General features: G+C 72.0%; 19 protein-coding genes. 13 read left to right on the forward strand and 6 right to left on the reverse strand.

Annotated elements, in window-relative coordinates:
* Window positions 1–31 precede the first annotated feature (31 nt).
* The 3 genes from RY94_RS08635 to RY94_RS08645 are packed head-to-tail and all read left to right on the forward strand — an operon-like array spanning window position 32 to window position 2646.
* Window positions 32–754 (forward strand): YoaK family protein, encoded by a 723-nt coding sequence (locus tag RY94_RS08635; RefSeq protein WP_043444179.1) that lies wholly within the window; start codon window positions 32–34, stop codon window positions 752–754.
* Window positions 755–758: 4 nt separating this feature from the next.
* A complete protein-coding gene (locus RY94_RS08640) occupies window positions 759–1739 on the forward strand; it encodes a CPBP family intramembrane glutamic endopeptidase (protein ID WP_052274156.1) in 981 nt (326 codons plus the stop codon).
* A gap of 40 nt (window positions 1740–1779) precedes the next feature.
* Window positions 1780–2646, forward strand: coding sequence for an NmrA family NAD(P)-binding protein (locus tag RY94_RS08645; protein ID WP_197060625.1), 867 nt, complete (start codon window positions 1780–1782; stop codon window positions 2644–2646).
* 24 nt (window positions 2647–2670) lie between these two features.
* Here the strand turns inward: RY94_RS08645 and RY94_RS08650 are convergent, their stop codons facing one another.
* Entirely contained in the window at window positions 2671–3342 is a 672-nt protein-coding gene (locus RY94_RS08650) for a pentapeptide repeat-containing protein (RefSeq protein WP_043444181.1), read from the reverse strand.
* A 144-nt stretch (window positions 3343–3486) separates the two neighbouring features.
* On the opposite strand from RY94_RS08650, the gene RY94_RS08655 reads away from it, so the two are divergent.
* From RY94_RS08655 to RY94_RS08670, 4 genes are all read left to right on the forward strand, one after another.
* On the forward strand, window positions 3487–4965 hold the full coding sequence (locus RY94_RS08655; RefSeq protein ID WP_082046248.1) for an APC family permease: 1479 nt from the start codon (window positions 3487–3489) through the stop codon (window positions 4963–4965).
* A gap of 67 nt (window positions 4966–5032) precedes the next feature.
* On the forward strand, window positions 5033–5488 hold the full coding sequence (locus RY94_RS08660; RefSeq protein WP_043444183.1) for a hypothetical protein: 456 nt from the start codon (window positions 5033–5035) through the stop codon (window positions 5486–5488).
* 69 nt (window positions 5489–5557) lie between these two features.
* On the forward strand, window positions 5558–7372 hold the full coding sequence (glsA, locus tag RY94_RS08665) for a glutaminase A (RefSeq protein WP_043444184.1): 1815 nt from the start codon (window positions 5558–5560) through the stop codon (window positions 7370–7372).
* Window positions 7373–7426: 54 nt separating this feature from the next.
* Window positions 7427–8284, forward strand: a complete 858-nt coding sequence (locus tag RY94_RS08670; protein WP_043444186.1) for an SDR family oxidoreductase — start codon at window positions 7427–7429, stop codon at window positions 8282–8284.
* On the opposite strand, the gene RY94_RS08675 is transcribed toward RY94_RS08670, so the two are convergent.
* Window positions 8271–9530 (reverse strand): glycosyltransferase 87 family protein, encoded by a 1260-nt coding sequence (locus RY94_RS08675; RefSeq protein WP_052274158.1) that lies wholly within the window; start codon window positions 9528–9530, stop codon window positions 8271–8273. The genes RY94_RS08670 and RY94_RS08675 overlap by 14 nt on opposite strands.
* 109 nt (window positions 9531–9639) lie before the next feature.
* On the opposite strand from RY94_RS08675, the gene RY94_RS08680 reads away from it, so the two are divergent.
* A complete protein-coding gene (locus RY94_RS08680; protein ID WP_043444188.1) occupies window positions 9640–10029 on the forward strand; it encodes a VOC family protein in 390 nt (129 codons plus the stop codon).
* A gap of 26 nt (window positions 10030–10055) precedes the next feature.
* Here the strand turns inward: RY94_RS08680 and RY94_RS08685 are convergent, their stop codons facing one another.
* A complete protein-coding gene (locus tag RY94_RS08685) occupies window positions 10056–11012 on the reverse strand; it encodes a D-2-hydroxyacid dehydrogenase (RefSeq protein WP_052274159.1) in 957 nt (318 codons plus the stop codon).
* Window positions 11013–11019: 7 nt separating this feature from the next.
* Window positions 11020–12324, reverse strand: a complete 1305-nt coding sequence (locus tag RY94_RS08690; RefSeq protein ID WP_052274160.1) for an AI-2E family transporter — start codon at window positions 12322–12324, stop codon at window positions 11020–11022.
* A 45-nt stretch (window positions 12325–12369) separates the two neighbouring features.
* Here RY94_RS08690 and RY94_RS08695 point away from each other — a divergent pair, with 45 nt between their 5' ends.
* The 3 genes from RY94_RS08695 (at window position 12370) to RY94_RS08705 (ending at window position 15919) form a co-directional block, all read left to right on the forward strand.
* Window positions 12370–13038, forward strand: coding sequence for a ScbR family autoregulator-binding transcription factor (locus tag RY94_RS08695; protein ID WP_043444192.1), 669 nt, complete (start codon window positions 12370–12372; stop codon window positions 13036–13038).
* A gap of 186 nt (window positions 13039–13224) precedes the next feature.
* Window positions 13225–14199, forward strand: a complete 975-nt coding sequence (locus RY94_RS08700) for an aldo/keto reductase (protein WP_043444194.1) — start codon at window positions 13225–13227, stop codon at window positions 14197–14199.
* Between the two features lie 31 nt (window positions 14200–14230).
* Window positions 14231–15919 (forward strand): amidohydrolase, encoded by a 1689-nt coding sequence (locus RY94_RS08705; RefSeq protein WP_043444196.1) that lies wholly within the window; start codon window positions 14231–14233, stop codon window positions 15917–15919.
* 3 nt (window positions 15920–15922) lie between these two features.
* On the opposite strand, the gene RY94_RS08710 is transcribed toward RY94_RS08705, so the two are convergent.
* Window positions 15923–16735: an SDR family oxidoreductase gene (locus RY94_RS08710; protein WP_043444198.1), complete on the reverse strand. Its 813-nt coding sequence runs from the start codon at window positions 16733–16735 to the stop codon at window positions 15923–15925.
* 73 nt (window positions 16736–16808) lie between these two features.
* Here RY94_RS08710 and RY94_RS08715 point away from each other — a divergent pair, with 73 nt between their 5' ends.
* The gene (locus tag RY94_RS08715; RefSeq protein WP_043444200.1) at window positions 16809–17246 is read left to right on the forward strand and encodes a hypothetical protein; all 438 of its coding nucleotides are present in this window, start codon (window positions 16809–16811) and stop codon (window positions 17244–17246) included.
* Window positions 17247–17283: 37 nt separating this feature from the next.
* Here the strand turns inward: RY94_RS08715 and RY94_RS08720 are convergent, their stop codons facing one another.
* A complete protein-coding gene (locus RY94_RS08720; RefSeq protein WP_043444202.1) occupies window positions 17284–17469 on the reverse strand; it encodes a hypothetical protein in 186 nt (61 codons plus the stop codon).
* Window positions 17470–17605: 136 nt separating this feature from the next.
* Between RY94_RS08720 and RY94_RS08725 the strand changes: the two genes are divergently transcribed.
* The gene (locus RY94_RS08725; protein WP_043444204.1) at window positions 17606–18376 is read left to right on the forward strand and encodes a DUF429 domain-containing protein; all 771 of its coding nucleotides are present in this window, start codon (window positions 17606–17608) and stop codon (window positions 18374–18376) included.
* Window positions 18377–18384: the final 8 nt, after the last annotated feature.

Consider the following 18384-nt stretch of genomic DNA (forward strand, 5'->3'; position numbering starts at 1 on the left):
TCGCCCACAGTCGTAACCGGAGGACACCGTCGTGACGAAGAACCGGGTGGTCACGGACCGCCTTCACCTGTGGCTCATGCTCATCCTGACCTTCTCCACCGGGGTGATCGACGCCGTCGGCTACCTGGGGCTCGATCGCGTCTTCACGGGCAACATGACCGGCAACGTGGTGCTCCTCGGCATGGCCTTCACGGGTGGCGCCGATCTGCCGATCCTCCGGCCGGCACTGGCCCTGGTCTTCTTCATGGTGGGTGCCGCGCTCGCCGGCCGTGTGCTGCGGAAGGGACCCGAGGGATGGTCCGGCCGCACCTCGAGCACGTTCCTCACGGTGACCGTCGGCCTGACCGCGCTCGCCGTCTACGTCGCGCTGGTCGACGTCGCCGCCGACGAACTCCTGGGCAGCATCACGACGTCGGTGCTCGCCACCGTGATGGGCGTCCAGGCCGCGACCGCCAAGCGCCTCAAGGTCGCCGAGATCACCACCGTCGTCGTCACGTCCACCATCACGGGCCTCGCCTCGGACTCCCGCCTCGCCGGAGGGAAGAGTCCCTTCTGGGCCCGGCGCGCCTCCGCGATCGCGCTGATCATGGCCGGCGCGGTGGTCGGCGCCCTGACCCTGAGGGTCGACCTCTGGCTCGGCATCGCGGTGTCGGCGCTCCTCTCCGCCGTGGTCACCCTCCTCGGCCACCTCCGTCACCGGCAGGACGTGTCCGGCGGGCACACGGAGAACGTCGGGGAAGCCGCACTACGGTAGGAGCATGGAACAGATCGAGGAGCAGTTCGCATTCCACCGGCTGGCACGGTCGTGGCAGCAGCACCGCTGGTGGAAGCCGCTCCTCACCGCACTGCTCGGCGGCGTGTTCTACGTCGTCTTCATCATCATGGTCCTGGTCACGGGGATCGCACTCGCCAGCCTCACACCCGCCGGCGTGGGACCCTACTTCGATGCCCTCTCGGTGCTGGACCTCAGCAACCCGGTGATGTTCGCCTTCACCCTGGTCTCCCTGATCCTGATGATCCCCGCGCTCGCCCTGGCCGCCCTGATCATGGGACCCCGGCCGATCGGACTGCTCTCCTCCGTGGCAGGCCGGATCCGGTGGCGGTGGCTCGCGGTCTGCGCGGGCGTCTCCGTGGCCGTGTTCCTCGTGAACCTCGCGGTCTCCTTCGGGGTCGGCGCGCTCTTCCCTGCGGAGGCGGAACCCGCCCCCATCCCCCCGGAGACGTCCACCCTGCTCATCCTGCTCGCCCTCTCCGTCCTCGCCGTCCCGTTCCAGGCCGCCGCCGAGGAGTACGTGTTCCGCGGCTTCCTCATGCAGGCCATCGGCAGCTGGCTCCGCCACCCCGCCTTCGCGATCCTCCTCCCCGTGCCCCTCTTCGTCCTCGGCCACGGCTACGACCCGCTCGGACAGGCCGACGTGGCGATCTTCGCGATCTTCGCGGGCTGGATCACGTGGCGCACGGGCGGCCTGGAGGCGGCGATCGCGGTGCACGCGGTCAACAACATGACCATCTTCGTCCTCGGAGCCTTCGGCCTCGTGGATGTGAACTCCACCGAGGGGTCGCTGAGCGGGCTCGTCCTGTCCGCCGCGACGATGGCCGTCACCGCCGTCGTCATCGTCCGCCTGGCGGACCGCCGCGGTGTCGCCCGGACGCGGACCGTCGCCCTGCGGCCGGTGCTGGAGCCGACGACCCCGTTCCCGGGCCCGCCCCTCCCCTCGCGCCCGACGCCTGACCACTGACCCCTGCCCACTGCCCGCTCGAGGGGCTATGCTCCCCGATGTGTCCTCCCCCGTCCTCGTCACCGGAGCCACCGGCAATGTGGGCCGGCCGCTGGTGACGGCCCTGCGTGCCATGGGCGTGCCCGTCCGCCCGGCGAGCCGCCGCGGGACGGGCCCCGGGGGAATCGCCTTCGACTTCGGCGTTCCGGAGACCTGGCCGTCGGCCTTCGACGGCGTGGCCACGATGTTCCTCGTCCGGCCGCCGCACCTGGCGAATATCGCGCGGGACCTGGTGCCGTCCCTCGAGGAGGCGCGCCGCCGCGGCGTGCGGCACGTAGTCCTGCTCTCCGTGCAGGGCGCGGACCGGGTCCCGATCCTGCCGCATGCCCGGCTGGAGCGGTGGCTCCGGGCTTCGGGCATGGCGTGGACGTTCCTCCGGCCGTCCTACTTCGACCAGAACCTCAGCACCGTGTTCGCGGCGGACATCCGCGACCACGACCGCATCCTCGTCCCGGCGGGAACAGGGCGGACGGCGTTCGTGGACGCCCTCGACGTCGCGTCCGTCGCCGCCGCGGTACTCGGGGACCCCGGCCTCCACCGCGGACGGTCGTGGTCCCCGACGGGCCGGGAGTCGCTCACCTACACGGAGGTGGCCCGGACCCTGTCGGAGGTCCTCGGCCGCACCGTGACCTACCGCGACCCCGGCATCGTCGGGTATTTCCGGCACGCCCGGGCGGATCTCGGGATGGACACGGCCAAGGCCGTCACCACCACCGTCATCCACGCCACCGCCCGGCTGGGCGTCGCGAAGCACCTCACGGACGACGTACGGCGGGTCACGGGACAGGAGCCGCTGTCCTTCCGGTCCTTCGTCGAGCGGGAGCGGACCGTCTGGGAACGGCCCGGCGGGGAGCAGCCCCGCGCCTAGGGACGCCCCGGCGCAGTGCCCGTCTCAGGCCTCGACCCGCAGCCCCATGCCCTCGGCGAGGAAGGGCGCCAGCATCAGCAGCTGGTGCTCGTCGATGGTGGCGCCCCGCAGCCCGTCGAGGCCGTTGATGCCTCGGAAGCTGCTGGTGCGCAGATCCACGTCCGTCAGCCGGGCGCCGTCGAGCGTGAGGGTGCCGATCGTGCAGTCCCGCAGGGCCAGGCGGGTGGCCCGCGCACCGGTGAGGTCGAGCTCGCCGATGATGCATCCGCTCACGAGGACGTCCGTCAGCCGGGCGCTGCGCAGGTTCACGTAGTCCAGCTTCCCGCCGTCGAGGTGGACGCCGTCGAGCCTGGTGTCGTACAGCTCCGCCGATCCCCACCGGGTGCCGCGCAGCGAGGTCCCACGCCAGGTGCTGCGCGGCGCGCGGAGGACCGGCGCGAAGAGGTCCTCGAAGGAGCAGCCGAGGACGCGGGCACCCCGCAGGTCGGCGTCGTTCAGGGACACGGCCTCGAGCAGGCACTCCTGCAGGGTGATCCCGGACAGGTCCTCGCCGTCGAGCACCAGCTTCCCGTAGTGCTCACCCTCCCGATGATCGCCGTCCAGCAGCTCCGGCGCCTCGACGCGCGTGAGGCCCGTGGGCGGCTGCAGGGACAGGCGTGGCGCGTTCGTCGTGCCGCGCGTGGGGCGTGGTGGCATGGCTGGATCCGTTCGTCGTCGCATCATGTCCGGACCGGTCGGGCCGCGGCCGGTCCTCCATCCAATCATCGACGCAACACTTCGTCCGGACCGGCCGGTTCCGTAGGGTTGGACCACCCGAAACGATCTGGAGCCGCCATGCCGATGCCCGACAGCACCTCCGACAGCACCCTCGACCGCACACCCGGGAGCGGTGCGCAGGACGCGTCCCTCCTGAAGGTCCTCGGCAACTGGGACGCCCTCGCCCTGGGGTTCGGGGCGATGATCGGCTTCGGCTGGGTGGTGCTGACCGGCGGCTGGATCGCCTCGGCGGGCACCGGCGGAGCCGTCCTCGCGATGGTGACGGGCGGCGTCATCATGGGCGTCGTGGGCCTGACGTACGCCGAGCTGACGGCGGCCATGCCGAAGGCGGGCGGCGAGCACAACTTCCTCCTGCGCGGCATGGGCCCCCGCTGGTCCTTCGTGGGCTCCTGGGCCATCACCGGGGGCTACGTCACGATCGTCGCCTTCGAGGCCGTGGCCCTTCCGCGGACCGCCGAGTACATCTTCCCCGACCTCGGCCGGATCCCCCTGTGGACGATCGCGGGGGACGAGGTGCACCTGACCTGGGCGCTCGTCGGCGCACTCGCGGCCGTGGTCGTCACCGTCATCAACATCCGCGGCGTGAAGATCGCCGGCGCCGCGCAGACCTTCGTGGTCCTGTTCCTCCTCGTCATCGGACTGATCCTGGTCTTCGGCAGTGTCACGGGCGGATCGGCAGCCACCATGGAGCCCTTCTTCACGGGCGGCTCGGCCGGGTTCTTCGCCGTCCTCGTCGTGGTGCCGTTCCTGTTCGTCGGCTTCGACGTCATCCCGCAGTCCGCGGAGGAGGTGGACATCCCCGCACGGCAGATCGGCCGCCTCGTCGTCGTCGCCGTCGTCCTCGCGACCATCTGGTACGTGATGACCATCCTGACCACCTCGTCCGCCATGCCCGCGGGTGAACTCGCCACGGCGGACATCGCGACGGCCGACGCGATGGGTGCGATGTTCGGCTCGGACCTCATGGCCACCGTGCTGATCGCCGGCGGCATCGCGGGCATCCTCACCTCCTGGAACTCGCTGCTCCTCGGCGCGTCCCGCCTCATGTACTCCATGGCCCGCTCCGGTATGCTCCCCCGCTGGTTCGGCGTGCTGCACCCGCGCTACCGGACCCCGGTGAACGCCCTGGTCTTCATCGGCGCGCTGTCCTTCGCGGCCCCGTTCTTCGGGACGCAGATGCTCGGCTGGCTCGTCGACTCCGGAGCCCCCAGCATCGTCCTCGCCTACATCCTGGTCTCGCTCGTCTTCGTGATCCTGCGCCGCCGCGAACCGGCCATGGAGCGGCCGCTGCGCATCGGCGGGGCGGGTAACGGCGGCACGGTGATCGGCTGGATCGCCGTCGTCCTCTGCGTCGGCCTGCTCAGCCTGTACCTGCCCGGCATGCCCGCGGCACTGACGCCCCCGCCGTGGATCCTGTTCGGCCTGTGGTGGGTCCTGGGGCTCGTCTTCCTGCTGCGGATCCCCCGCGGGATCGCGCCCGGGCACGACGCCGAGGAACGGCTCCTCGAGCGGCTCGCCGCCCGCCCGGGGCAGGTCCGCTGACTCCGCGGCCTGCGGCGGCGGGCATGGTTTACTGGGGGCATTCGTCGATCCAGGGGGAGGACAACCGATGACCGGTGGTGGCCCGCAGTCCACGCCCGATCCACGCTACGAGGGCATCTACCAGCGTGGCGGTGTCACCGATGCATCCGCGGGGACGGGCTCCCCGGCCCCCGTCGCGCCCGTCGCCGAACCGCCGGGCCCCGGCACCTCCGTGATCCGGGAGGTGGGGCCGGAGCCGGGTGTCCGGGCCACCGGGCCGGCGCATCCCCGCAATCCGTACGACCCCTGGGTCTGGGGTGTCGCCGGTGTCCTCGTCGCACTCGGCACCTATCTCCTCGCGGCCCCGATGATCCACGCGGAGCAGTACGCCGAGGCGATGACCTCCGTGCAGATGGGGCCCTACGCCGCGCCCTGGTTCAGCTACGTGAGCATGGCAGCCCCGATCCTGCTGATGCTCGGCGTGGCCACCGCCGTCGTCCAGCTCTTCGTGCTCTCGGTCCGGCACACGCTCACCGGCCGCTGATCCGCCACCGGTCGGATGCCGGTCGGATGCCGGTCGGCTGCCGGTCGCCGCACCCGTAGTGTGGAAGGCATGGAATCGCCGATCGAGAGCTACCTGAAGACCATCCACCGGGAGATCTCCGAACTCAGGGACGGCAAGCCCTACAGCTCCATCCCCGCGATGGCGAACGTGGATCCCGACAACTTCGGGATCTGCCTGACGACGGTGGACGGCTACATGTACGAGGTCGGCGACACCCGCGAGGAATTCACCATCCAGTCCATCTCGAAGCCCTTCACCTACGGGCTGGCGCTGGCCGACCTCGGTATGGAGGCCGTGGACGCGAAGGTCGACGTCGAGCCCTCCGGGGACACGTTCAACGAGATCTCCCTCGCACCCGGGAGCGGCCGGCCCTCCAACGCCATGATCAACGCGGGCGCGCTCACGGCCACGTCCCTCGTCCGGTCGCGCGGCGGCAACACGCGCTTCAAGCGCATCCTCAGCACCTACTCGCAGTTCGCGGGCCGCCAGCTGGGCGTCGACGAGGAGATCTTCCGCTCGGAGGTCGACCACGGCCACCGCAACCGCGCGCTCGCCTACCTGCTGCGGTCCTTCGACATCATCGAGTCGGATCCGACGCCCGTCATCGAGGACTACTTCCGGCAGTGCTCGGTGATGGTCAACTGCATGGACCTCTCCGTCATGGCCGCCACGCTCGCGAACTCGGGCCGCAACCCGATCACGGGCGTCGAGGCCCTGGATCTGCTCTCCGTGGAACGCGTGCTGTCCGTCATGACCACGTGCGGCATGTACGACGACGCCGGATCCTGGATCAGCACGGTGGGCATGCCCGCCAAGAGCGGCGTGGCGGGCGGGACGATCGCCGTCCTGCCGGGCCAGGTGGGCCTCGCCATCTACTCGCCGCCCCTCGACGACCACGGCAGCAGCGTCCGCGGCATGGCCACGAGCCAGCGCCTCTCCCGCGACATGGAACTGCACTTCGTCCGGGCCGCGCGCGCCGGGAAGTCGGCCATCCGGGCCACCTACGACATCCTGGCCGCGCCGTCGGGCATCCGGCGGACGGAGGAGGCGATGGACGTCCTCCGCGACCACGGGCACCGGGCCAGGGTGATCGAACTCAACGGCGACCTGCTCTTCGCGGGCACGGAGTCCATGGTGCGCGAGCTGAGCGGGCTCGACGACGACGTCGACTTCGTGATCCTCGACCTGCGCCGCGTCGACGAGGTCGCCGACGTCTCGCTGCGCCTGCTCGGCGAGGTGCGGGAGAACCTCACGAAGGTGGGGTGCGACCTCGTGCTGATCGACGGCGAGGGCACCCTCGCGGAGACCTTCAAGGACGTGGACCGGCCCGTCCCCACCTTCGACACGCGCACCGCCGCCGTCGAGTGGTGCGAGAACGAACTCATCACGCGGTACGGCGGGGACCTCCTGCTCCCCTCGAAGGTCGAGGTGTCCCAGTGCCCGGCGCTGAGCCCGCTCACCCGCGAGGAGGTCGAGGCCCTGACGCTCCGGATGGAGGACCGCAGCTACGAGAAGGGCCACGTGGTGCGGCGCGTGGGGCAGTCCTTCGGCGGCGTCTACTTCATCCTCTCCGGCAAGATCGTCACGTCGGTGCCCGGGCCCTCCGGCGAGCGCCTCAAGCTGACCACCCTGAGCGCCGGCATGACGTTCGGCGAGCTGGCGCTCGGCAGCGACGACCGCCAGGAGACCACCGTCAAGGCGCTGGAGGACGTGCACGTGAAGGTGCTGACGGCCCAGGCCATCCGGGCCATCGAGAAGGAGGACCCGAACCTCGCCGTCCAGCTCTGGAAGGCGCTCACCCGGGACGCCTACACGCGCGTGGACCTGTACCTGCGCGAGACCGCGGTGCGGATCCGTGACTAGAGGATCCGTGACTGGAGGATCCGTGACTGGAGGATCCGTGACTAGAGTGGTGCGATGACGGTGCTGATAGCGGGCTGCGGGGATCTCGGGACCGAGGTGGGGCTGCGACTGGCCGCACGGGGCGAGCGCGTGGTCGGCTGGCGTCGTTCCGCCGGACGCCTCCCCGCCGGGATCGAGGGCGTGTCCGTCGACCTGACGCAGCACCTGCCGACCATCCCGGCGGATACCGACGTCGTCCTCATCGCCACCGCCGCGGGAGACCGCACCGAGGCCGCCTACCGCAGCGCCTACGTGGACGCCACCCGCAACGTCCTGGCCGCCCTCGAGCGTGACGGCGTCACGCCCCGGCGGATCCTCTTCGTGTCCTCCACGGCGGTGTACGGGGACTTCGACGGCGCCTTCGTCACCGAGGAATCACCCGCGGAGAGCACGGCCCCCACGGCCCGGCTGGTCCGGGAGGCCGAGCAGGTCCTCCTCGAGGGCTCGGCCCACGGGACGGTCCACGGGACGGTCCTCCGGCTCTCGGGCATCTACGGCCCCGGCCGCACCCGCCTGATCGACCAGGTGCGGAACGGGAGCGCGGTGCTGCCGGTGGAACCGCAGTGGACCAACCGGATCCACCGCGACGACGCCGCGGCCGCGATCGTGCACCTGGTCACCGAGGTGGCCTCCCCCGCGCCGATCTACCTCGGCAGCGACGAACTGCCCGTGGATCTCGGCGAGGTGCTGCGCTTCCTGGCCGCCGAACTGGACCTGCCGGAACCGCCCCGGGGCGAGCCGACGTCGGGCCGTGGTGGTGCCCGCCGCGTGGACAGCAGCCTGCTCCGCGGCACCGGCTTCACCTTCGGCTACCCGACCTACCGCGAGGGCTACCGGGCGGTGCTCGCCGGGCAGGGCGTCAGGCACTCCTAGGTGCTGCGGCCTCCGCGGCCGACCGCGCCCGCGCCGTGAGGCGCCCCAACCGCACGAGCGACCACACGAAGATGCTCACCACGAGCAGGTTCCGCAGGGTCAGCAGGACGGCGACGGCGGGGTTCAGGTCGTAGCGCAGGGCGTCGTAGAACACGGGATAGACGAGCGTGGTCAGTGCGGCCGTGGCGAGCATCGCGACGGCCGGGTAGCGCCACTCCGCCGCCCGGTCCAGCACGAGGCCGGCCGCGATCGTCGCCGCGATCCACAGCATGAACTGCGGCGAGCCCACCTTGTTGAACACCACGAGGGTGCTGACGAGGGCCAGCGACCCGGTGGCGAGCAGTGCCCCCGGCTCGGCGCCGCGGTGCAGGGCGATCCCGAGGAACACGGCGACCAGGAGCACCGTGAGGGCGAGCAGCGGGGACATGAGGTCCCCCACCAGCCCGCTCAGGGCACCGCGGACCTCCATGGTGTTGATGACCTCGTCCTCGAAGAAGTAGGCGCCGGAGGTCCCGGTGATCGCCTGCCACACGCCCGGCGTGCTGAGCGGCGCCTCGAGCTGCATGCCGCGGGCGCCCTGCGCGCTCAGGAAGCCGGTGAGGTTGCGGACGTCGCCGAACACCGCCACCACGACGGCGATGCCCGCCGTGAGCGCCGCACCCGCCGCGAGGATCCGGAGCCGTCCCTCGCGGACGACGACGAGCGCCGCGAGCACCACCGCGGCCGGCCACACCTTCATCCAGGTGGCGGCGCTGAGCAGGAGGGACGCGACGAACGGGCGCGCGGCGACGATCAGCAGAGCGGTGATGACCAGCGGCGCGGTCAGCCCGTCGATCCTGCCCACGGCCACCGGTCCGAGGAGCGCGGTCACGGTGAGCCACCAGTAGGCGGCCGTGGACGACGACGGCGTACCCCGCCGGATCAGCGCGGCGACACCGACGGCGTTGAGGCCCGCGAAGAGCACGAACCAGGCGAGCTGGTACAGATACGGCCCGAACGCCGCGGCGACGAGCATCGGGGCGAGGGCGCCGGCCGGGTAGACCCACGCCGTATCGATGCCCTGCCACACGCCGTCGCCCAGCGCCTGGTACGCCCACTCCCGGTAGAAGCGGACGTCGCTGAGCACTCCCCCGCCGATGACGAAGGGCAGCAGCCGCGCGAGGAATCCGGCGTGGACGAGGGCGAAGAACAACCAGACCGAGCGGGCGCTGTTGCGGGTCTCCGGACGGGGCAGGCGGATGCGCACGGATGGCTCCTGATCGGCGGGTGGCGGCAGCGGCAATCGTCTCACCCGCCGCGTGGCCCGCGCCAATCTACCCGGCGCCCTCCGGACCACGGGGGCATACCCTTGGGCGATGACACGGCGCGAGGTGTTCCCGATCATCAACTGCAGCGACCTGGCGTCCACGTGCGCGTTCTACGAACGCGTGTTCGCGGCCGGCCAGATCTACCGGTTCCCCGAGGAGGGTGAGCCGGTCTACGTCACGCTGCGCATCGGGGACGGGCAGCTCGCCCTCGGGGTCGGCACGTCGCCGACCCTGTACGGCGCCACGCCCCTGCCGGCCACCGGCCACGCGGTCGACGTCTGCCTCTACGTGGAGGACCTCGCGGCCGTCGTCGACGCCGCGCGCGAGGCGGAGGCGCAGGTGCCACTGCGTCCGTCGCCCATGCCGTGGGGTGAGACGGTGGCCTACGTCCGCGACCCGGAGGGCACCATGCTGCTGGTCATCCAGGCGCCTGCGTAGGCGCTCCCAGGGGCCTCCGACCGGGACTACCCCCGCGAGGGCACGTAGCCGAGGGCCTTGTCGACGACGCCGGGCAGCGGACGGCCCTCCAGCCACAGCAGGAAGTTCCGCTCGAACTGCGCGGCGAGGTCGTCCAGCCAGGAATCGGCGTTGCTCGCCATGTGCGGGGTGACGAGGACCGTGGGCAGGGACCACAGCGGATTCTCGGGCGGGAGCGGCTCGACGGCGAACGTGTCCAGCACGGCGCCCGCGATCGCCCCGCCCGCGAGGGAGCGGACGAGTGCCTCCTCGTCCACGAGCCGGCCCCGGCCCACGTTGATCACCACCGCCGAGGCCGGAAGCGCCCCGATGACCTCCGCACCCACGAGGTTCTCGGTGGCCGGGGTCAGGGGTGCCACGAGGACCAGCCAGTCGACGCCGCCCACCACACCCGCCAGGTCGGCGGAGGCGTGGACGCGGCCGAAGTCGTCGTCGTGCGCGACGGCGGTGCGGCCCACCCCCTCGACCCGCACCCCGACCGCCCGGAGGAGCCGCGCCGTGTGCCGGCCGATGCTGCCCGTGCCCACGACGAGCGCCCGCGTCCCGGCGATGTTCCGGCCCTCGCGCCACGTCCACTGCCCGGCCCGCTGCTGGTCGCGCAGGGGGCCGAAGCCCTTCGCGGAGTGGAGCATGGCGCCCAGCACGTACTCGGCCATCGGCTGGTCGAAGATGCCGTGCGCGTTCGTGACGACGACGTCGGAGGCCACGAGGTCGGGGAACAGCATCTTGTCCACGCCGGCCGCGGCGACGTGCAGCCAGCGCAGGGATCCGGCGGCGTGCCAGGCGGCGGGCAGAGCCCCGGAGAAGTAGTCCCACAGGTAGAGCACCTCGGCGCCGTCGAGCGCGCGGTCGAGGTCGGCGGCCTGCGCCACCCTCACCTCGGCCAGCTCGGCGACACGCTCGAGCCCCCGCACGGGCCGCGCCCCCTCGAGCACGGCCACCACGGGCCGCCTACGCACCGGACTGCTCGGGGCTGTGCGCGAGGGGTCCTGCTTCCGTCGTCGTCACCCCGGTGCCCTGCGACTGCTGCGGCGGGCCGTCGGCACCGGCGCCCCGCTCCGGCCGGTTCTCGGTGGACAGGTCGCGGAGGTAGCGGAGCACCACGATCGCGACCGCCGTCGTCGGGACCGCGAGGAACGCACCGATCAGCCCGAACAGGGTGCCGCCCACGGTCACGGAGGCGAGGACGACGGCGGGGTGGATCTCGAGCGTACGGCCCACCAGCAGCGGCTGGATGAAGTTGCTCTCGAGCTGCTGGACCAGGACCACGAGGCCCAGCACCACGAGGGCGCTCACCCAGCCGTACGCGAGGAAGGCGACGAGGGTCGCCACGAGCCCGGACACGATCGCCCCGACCACGGGGATGAAGGCGGAGAAGAACACGAGCACGGCCAGCGGGATGGCGAGCGGGATGTCCAGCAGCACGAGGCCGAGCCCGATGAAGAGGGCATCGACGAGTGCCACGGTGGCCTGGGCGAAGATGTAGGAGGACAGCGTCTTCCAGGTCCCGCTGGCGATCGTGGAGGCGTGGCCGAAGGCGGCGGAGTTCGTCCAGCGGGACGCCCACGGCATGAAGCGGTCGCCGTCCTTCAGGCAGAAGAACGTGAAGACGAGTGCCAGCAGCACGACGACGGTCAGGGATGTCAGCTCGCTCAGGCCCGCCGTGATCCCGGTGACCACGTTCCCGACGTTCGCCTGGAGCTGGGTCAGGGCGGTGTCGACGACCTCGTCGAGGCTGGCCGCGTCGAAGTTCAGCGGTGGCCCGGCGACGAAGTCCACGAGGTCGGCGACGTTGTCGCGGGCCAGGCCGGAGAGTTCGGTGACGCCACTCGCGATCGCGGGGATGGTCGCCGCCCCGATGCCGACGACGACCCCGAGGAAACCGAGCAGCGTCAGGAGGGCCGCCAGGACCTTCGGCAGGCCCTTGCGCAGGAACCGGTTGACGGGCCAGAGGACGGAGGCGAGGAGCAGCGCGAAGAGGGTGGGCAGCACGATCGACCACAGCGCCCCGGTGACGTACCAGAGGACCACGAGGCCTGCGAGGACGATCAGCGCCCGGGCGGTCCAGACCGCGCTGACGCGCAATCCGTCAGCGAGCGCACGGGGGCGGAAACGGCGGGCCACCGTGGATCCGTGCGGTTCGGCACCCCGGGTGCCGTCGACGGCGGATGGTCCGGTGTCGGCGGATGGTCCGGTGTCGGCGGGGGTGGCGGTGTCGCTCCGGGCGCTGTCGTTCTCGGGATTCTCGCGTGTCACACAGCCATCCTGCCCTACCACCCGGTTGTGCCGGAGAATTGCGTCATGAGGCAAGCGACACTCCCCCCGGTCCGACAGCAGGCGCGCGCGCGGTCCACCCGCTCGGCGATCATCCTCGCCGCGGCCGGCGTCTTCGAGGAGCACGGGTACGGCAACACCTCGCTGGCCGCCGTAGCCTCCGCGGCCGAGGTCACCAAGGGGGCGCTGTATTTCCATTTCGCGTCGAAGGACGCCCTCGCGGTGGCGGTGATCGAGGAGCAGCACGCGATCGCCTCGGCGGACGGAGAGCGCGTCCAGGCCCTGGGGCGGCCGCCGCTGGAGACGATGGTGCTGATCTGCCGGGGCTTCACCCTGCAGCTGATCGAGCACTCCGTCATGCGCGCCGGGATCCGCCTGACCTTCGAGGCGTCGGCCTTCGGGCATGATGTCCGCCGGCCCTACGTCGACTGGTCAGCGCGCTTCGGCGAGCTGGCCCGGATGGCCCAGCAGGACGGCGACCTGCGGCCGGACCTGGACTCCGACGCCTTCGCGCAGGTGGTCGTCGGTTCCTACACCGGTGTGCAGATGGTGTCCAACGTGCTCACGGGCCGGGCGGACGTGATCGAGCGGCTCGCCGACCTGTGGCAGATGCTCCTGCCGGGCGTCGTCGGTCCGGACCGGCAGGAGCGCGTCCCGCACCTCGTGGCCCTGTTCCGGGACGGCCCCTCGGAATAAACCGGTCGAACGGTTTGTTTTCCGGCCGATCATCGCTATTGTTGCTGCTGGCACTGCAGGGTCTCCGTGGGGGAAGCACCCTGCCCGGTCCCGAGGGACCGTGCCCCGGGCGCCCACGGTTGCGCTTCGCAACCGTGGGCCGCCCGAACTAGGCTGGCGGGACATTCCCGCCAGCAAAGGTGAAGCATGCGCTACGTGAAACTCGGCTCGACCGGGCTCGACATCTCCCCTCTCGCCCTCGGCTGCATGAGCTACGGCTCCCCCGACCGCGGCAACCACGCCTGGACCCTCCCGGAAGAGCAGAGCCGCCCCCTGATCCGCGCCGCCGTGGAGGCGGGCATCAACTTCTTCGACACCGCCAACGTGTACTCGGACGGTTCCAGCGAGGAGATCGTGGGCCGCGCGCTGGCCGACTTCACGCGCCGCGAGGACACCGTGATCGCCACGAAGGTCCACGGGCGCATGCACGAGGGGCCGAACGGCGCCGGGCTCTCGCGCAAGGCGATCCTGGCGGAACTGGACAACAGCCTGCGCCGCCTCGGCACCGACTACGTGGACCTCTACCAGATCCACCGGTTCGATCCGGCGACTCCCCTGGAGGAGACCCTCGAGGCACTACACGACGTCGTGAAGGCGGGCAAGGTGCGCTACCTCGGGGCGTCCTCGATGTTCGCCTGGCAGTTCTCGAAGGCGCTCTACCTGCAGCGCATCAACGGCTGGACCCGCTTCGTCACCATGCAGGACCACTACAACCTGATCAACCGCGAGGAGGAGCGCGAGATGTACGGACTGTGCGCGGACCAGGGCATCGGCGTCCTGCCGTGGAGCCCGCTCGCGCGCGGGAAGCTCACCCGTCCGTGGGACGAGACGACGTCGCGCTCGGAATCGGACCAGTTCGGCAGGACGCTCTACGGCACCCTCGACGCCGACCGCCGCGTGGCCGACGCCGTCGGGACCGTGGCGGAGGCCCGCGGCGTCACCCGCGCCCAGGTGGCCCTCGCCTGGGTGTCGCGCAATCCCGTGGTGTCCGCGCCGATCGTCGGGGTCGGCAAGCCCCGGCACCTCGAGGACGCCCTCGCGTCCCTCGACCTCGACCTGACGGACGCCGAGGTCCTCGCCCTCGAGGAGCACTACGTGCCCCACCCCCTCGTCGGGTTCTGATGCCGGTCCGCCCCGGCATCCGCTGACCCTCATGCCCGCCCGCCTCGTCCTCCACCCCGACCTCGTCCTCCACAATGGCCGCGTCTTCGACGGCCGGTCCGTCCACCCCACCGCGACGGCGGTCGCCGTCACCGGCGGCACCCTCTCGGCGGTCGGGACGGACGCGGAGGCCCTCGCCGCGGCCGGACCGCGCACCGACGTCGTCGACCTGCGGGGACGCCTGCTCACGCCCGGCTTCACGGACGCCCACGCGCACACCTTCATGGGCGGCATCGAGGCCCTCGCGTGCAGTCTCGCGGAACACCGCGGGGCCGCCGGGGTGCAGCGCGCCGTGGCCGCCTATGCCGACGCGACGGACGGACAGGACTGGATCACCGGAGCCGGCTGGTACAAGGGCGACTACGACGGCGGGTTCCCCGACGCCCGCGTGCTCGACGCCGTCGCGCCGCACCGGCCGGTCTACCTCATCAACAGGGACCACCACAGCGCCTGGGTCAACACGGCGGCGCTCGGGCGTGCGGGCATCGACGGGCGCACCCCCGACCCGCCGGACGGGCGGATCGGCCGCCGCACCGACGGATCGGCGAGCGGCATCCTGCACGAGGGGGCCATGGCCCTCGTCGCCCGGCTCCTGCCGCCGATCACCCGTGCCGCCGTCGAGGCCGGCATCCTGCACGGCCAGCGCCACCTCCACGCCCTCGGCGTGACGGGGTGGCAGGAGGCGATCATCGGCGAGTACGCCGGCTATCCCGACGCCGCGCCCGCCTACCGCTCGCTCGCGGCCTCCGGCCGGCTGACGGGCCGGGCGACCGGCGCGCTCTGGGTGCCCCGGGGCCTCACCGTGCAGGACGTCCCGGACCTGATCAAGGACTTCCGCGAGCGCCGGCGCGTCAACGCGGAGGCGGGTTTCCCGACGTCGAGCGCCAAGATCATGGTCGACGGCGTGCCCGAGAACCGGACCGCTGCGCTCCTGGACCCCTACGAGCCCGTCGGCTGCGGGTGCGTGGCTCCTTCCCCGGCCGAGGCCGACCGCGGCCCCACCTATCTGCCGCCGGAGGTGCTCGACGCCGTCGTCGCCGCCCTGCAGGCCGCGCGGTTCGACCTCCACCTGCACGCCATCGGCGACCGCGCCGTCCGGACGGGCCTCGACGCCGTCGCGCATGCCCGGGCGCACGTGCCGCCCGACGGCTCCTGGCGGCCGCGGCACACCATGGCCCACGTGCAGCTGGTGCATCCCGAGGACGTCCCGCGCTTCGGCGACCTCGGGGTGACCGTCAACGCGCAGGCGCTCTGGGCCTGCAGCGACGAGCAGATGCGGTCCCTCACGGTGCCCCTGATCGGGGAGGAGCGGGCGCGGTGGCAGTACCCGTTCGCGTCGATGGTGTCCGGCGGGGCGCCACTCGCCATGGGCTCCGACTGGTCCGTGTCCGACGCCGATCCATGGCAGGCCATCCATGTCGCGGTCAACCGGACGCACCCCGACCATCCGGGCATCCCGCCCCTGGTACCGGGGGAAGCGCTGACCCTCGAGGCGGCGCTGTCCGCGTACACGGCGGGTTCCGCCCGGGTCACCCGGTCCACGGCGGGCCGGGTACGCGCCGGCCTGCCCGCGGACCTCGCGGTGCTGGCCGTCGACCCGTTCGACGTCGACGCCTCGGAACTGTACACGGTGGCGGTGGACCTGACGATCGTGGGCGGGCGCGTGGTCTTCGAGCGGTAGCTTTCACCAGCGGCGGAACCCGCCCTCGGTGCTGAGCACCTGACCCACCATCCAGCGGCCCTCGTCGCTCACCAGCCAGGCGATGAGCCGCGCTGGGTCGTCCGGCTCGCCGAAGCGCCCGGACGGGCAGTGGGCGAGGACGCCCCGCAGCACCTCCGACGGCCGGTCCGCGGTGTCCTCGTCCAGGTACCCGGTGTTCACCGGCCCCGGGTTGACGGTGTTGAGCAGGATGCGCCGGTCCACGAGGTCGTCGGCCACCGACGCCGTCAGCCCGGCGAGCGCGGCCTTGGACGCCGCGTAGGCGATCTCCCCGGACATGGGGCCGGCCACCTGGCCGGAGGTCATCCAGATCACGCGGCCGCCCTCCCGTCCGTCGTGCTGGTCGGCGAAGTGCTTCGTCGCCAGGAGGGTGGCCCGCGTGTTGACCTGCCAGTGCGCGTCCAGGTCCTGCCACGAGATCTCGCCGAGCCGCCCGTCACCGCCGCTCCGCGCGTGGTTGCAGACGAGGCCGTCCAGGTGGCCGAGGGCTCCCGCCGCTGCCGCGATGAGCCGTTCGCCGCCGTCGGGCTCGGCGAGGTCGATCTCCGCGTGCGCGAGCCCGGCGCCGTCCTGCATCCGACCGCGGATGCCGGCGACGACGTCGTCGATGCTGTCCGCACCCCAGGGCTGCTCGTCGTCGTGCGGGGCGAAGTGGTGGAGGAACAGGCCGGCACCCATCGCGGCGAGGCGGGAGGCCACGGCGTAGCCGATGCCCCGGCGCCGGCTCACCCCGGTGACCACGAACGTACGTCCTGACAGGGCGGAGGTGGAGTCCATGGCCCCAGCCTAGGTGCGCCGGCTTCGCTAGGCTGGAGGCACCACCCATCGTCCTGCCGCACCGAGGAGATCCATGCGTCCGACCACGAGAATCGGCCTCCTGATGGCGGGTGCGGTCCTCGGGCTGTCCGGCTGCACGGGCGGGCCCGTGCTCGACGTGCTGGAGCAGGACCAGGCGGAGCAGGACGTCCTGACCATCCGGACGGACCTCGACGGCATCGACCTCGCGACCACGCGGTTCCTCGCCGAGCAGGACGGCGTCGAGTACTTCGCGGCCCGCCCGACGGCCGGCAGCGCGAGCGAGGACACCGTCTGCCTCCTCGCGGAGGAGGGCCTCGGGGTGGGCCTGGAATGTGCCCCGCTCGAGCGCGGGACGGCCGGCCCGGTGATGCGCGACAGCAGGGCCACGGTGGTGCTGCTGCCGGACGACATCGACCGCAACGCCATCACGGACGACGGCTTCGGGCTGCTGCACCCCAATCTCGCGATCCGGCCGGCCGACGCAGGGTAGTCCGGCACCCGAGGGAGCGCGCCCCCGGGCGGCTCCGTCAGGCCTGCACCTGGGTCTGCCCCACGGTGATCCTGTGGTTCTGCTCGCACTGGAACACGGCGAGCGTACCGGGTGGGACCGGCCCTTCCGCGGGCCACTGATCCTCGCCGAGTTCCACGAGCGTGGAACCGCACCTGGGGCATCGTGCATCCATCAGGGTCTCCTGTTCATCGGCGGGTTCCACCGGCAGATCCTCCCGGGCGCACGGTTCTCCTGGTGCCTGTCGGATCGTGTCCCCTCCATCTCTACCCCCCGGGCCGCTGCCCGCGGCAGGAGCGATCGTCACTGGAGGGCTCCGCCCCGGGTGCCTATAATCAGGCGTGCTCACAGCCGGCGTGGATCTCGCAGCAGAATCGAAGGGCACCGCCCTCGCAGTGCTCGACTGGTCCCGGCCCACGGTCACCGTGGACGTACGCCTCGGCGTCCGGGACGCCGAGATCGCACGGGTGGCCCCCGACGTCGCCCGCCTCGGGATCGACTGCGCCTTCGGATGGCCCGACGACTTCGTCACCTTCGTCACGCGCCACGCCGGGGGCCTGCGCGTGGACGGGGGTGCGGACGAGGGCATGGCGTGGCGCCGCCGCCTGTCCTACCGGGCGACGGACCGCGTGACCCGTGAGATCACGGGCCGCTGGCCGCTGAGTGTCGCCACGGACCGGCTCGGCCTCACGGCGATGCACTGCGCCGTGCTGCTGGACGCGATCGGTGACGCCCTCGGCACCCCCGTGGACCGCGCCGGCGGCGGGACCGCCGTGGAGGTGTATCCCGCGGCCACACTGCGGGGGTGGGGCCTCGACACCCGTGGGTACAAGACCGACGACGGCGTGCGTGAGGCCCTCCTGGACCGGCTCCTGGCAGGGGCGCCGTGGCTGGACCTCGAAAGTGCCGACCGGCACCTCATGATCTCCTCGGACGACGCCTTCGACGCCGTGATCGCCGCCCTCGCCGCCCGGGCGCACGCCCTCGGCCGGACACATCCTGTGCCGCCCGGGTATCGGGAGCAGGCGTGCCGGGAGGGCTGGATCGCCCTGCCCGTGGGACGGTTGGAGGAGCTCGCACCGGAGGGTGCGCGGCCCGGGGACGAGGGGTAGGAGGCGGT

The organism is Arthrobacter sp. L77, from assembly GCF_000816565.1.
Classification (GTDB): domain Bacteria; phylum Actinomycetota; class Actinomycetes; order Actinomycetales; family Micrococcaceae; genus Arthrobacter_D; species Arthrobacter_D antioxidans.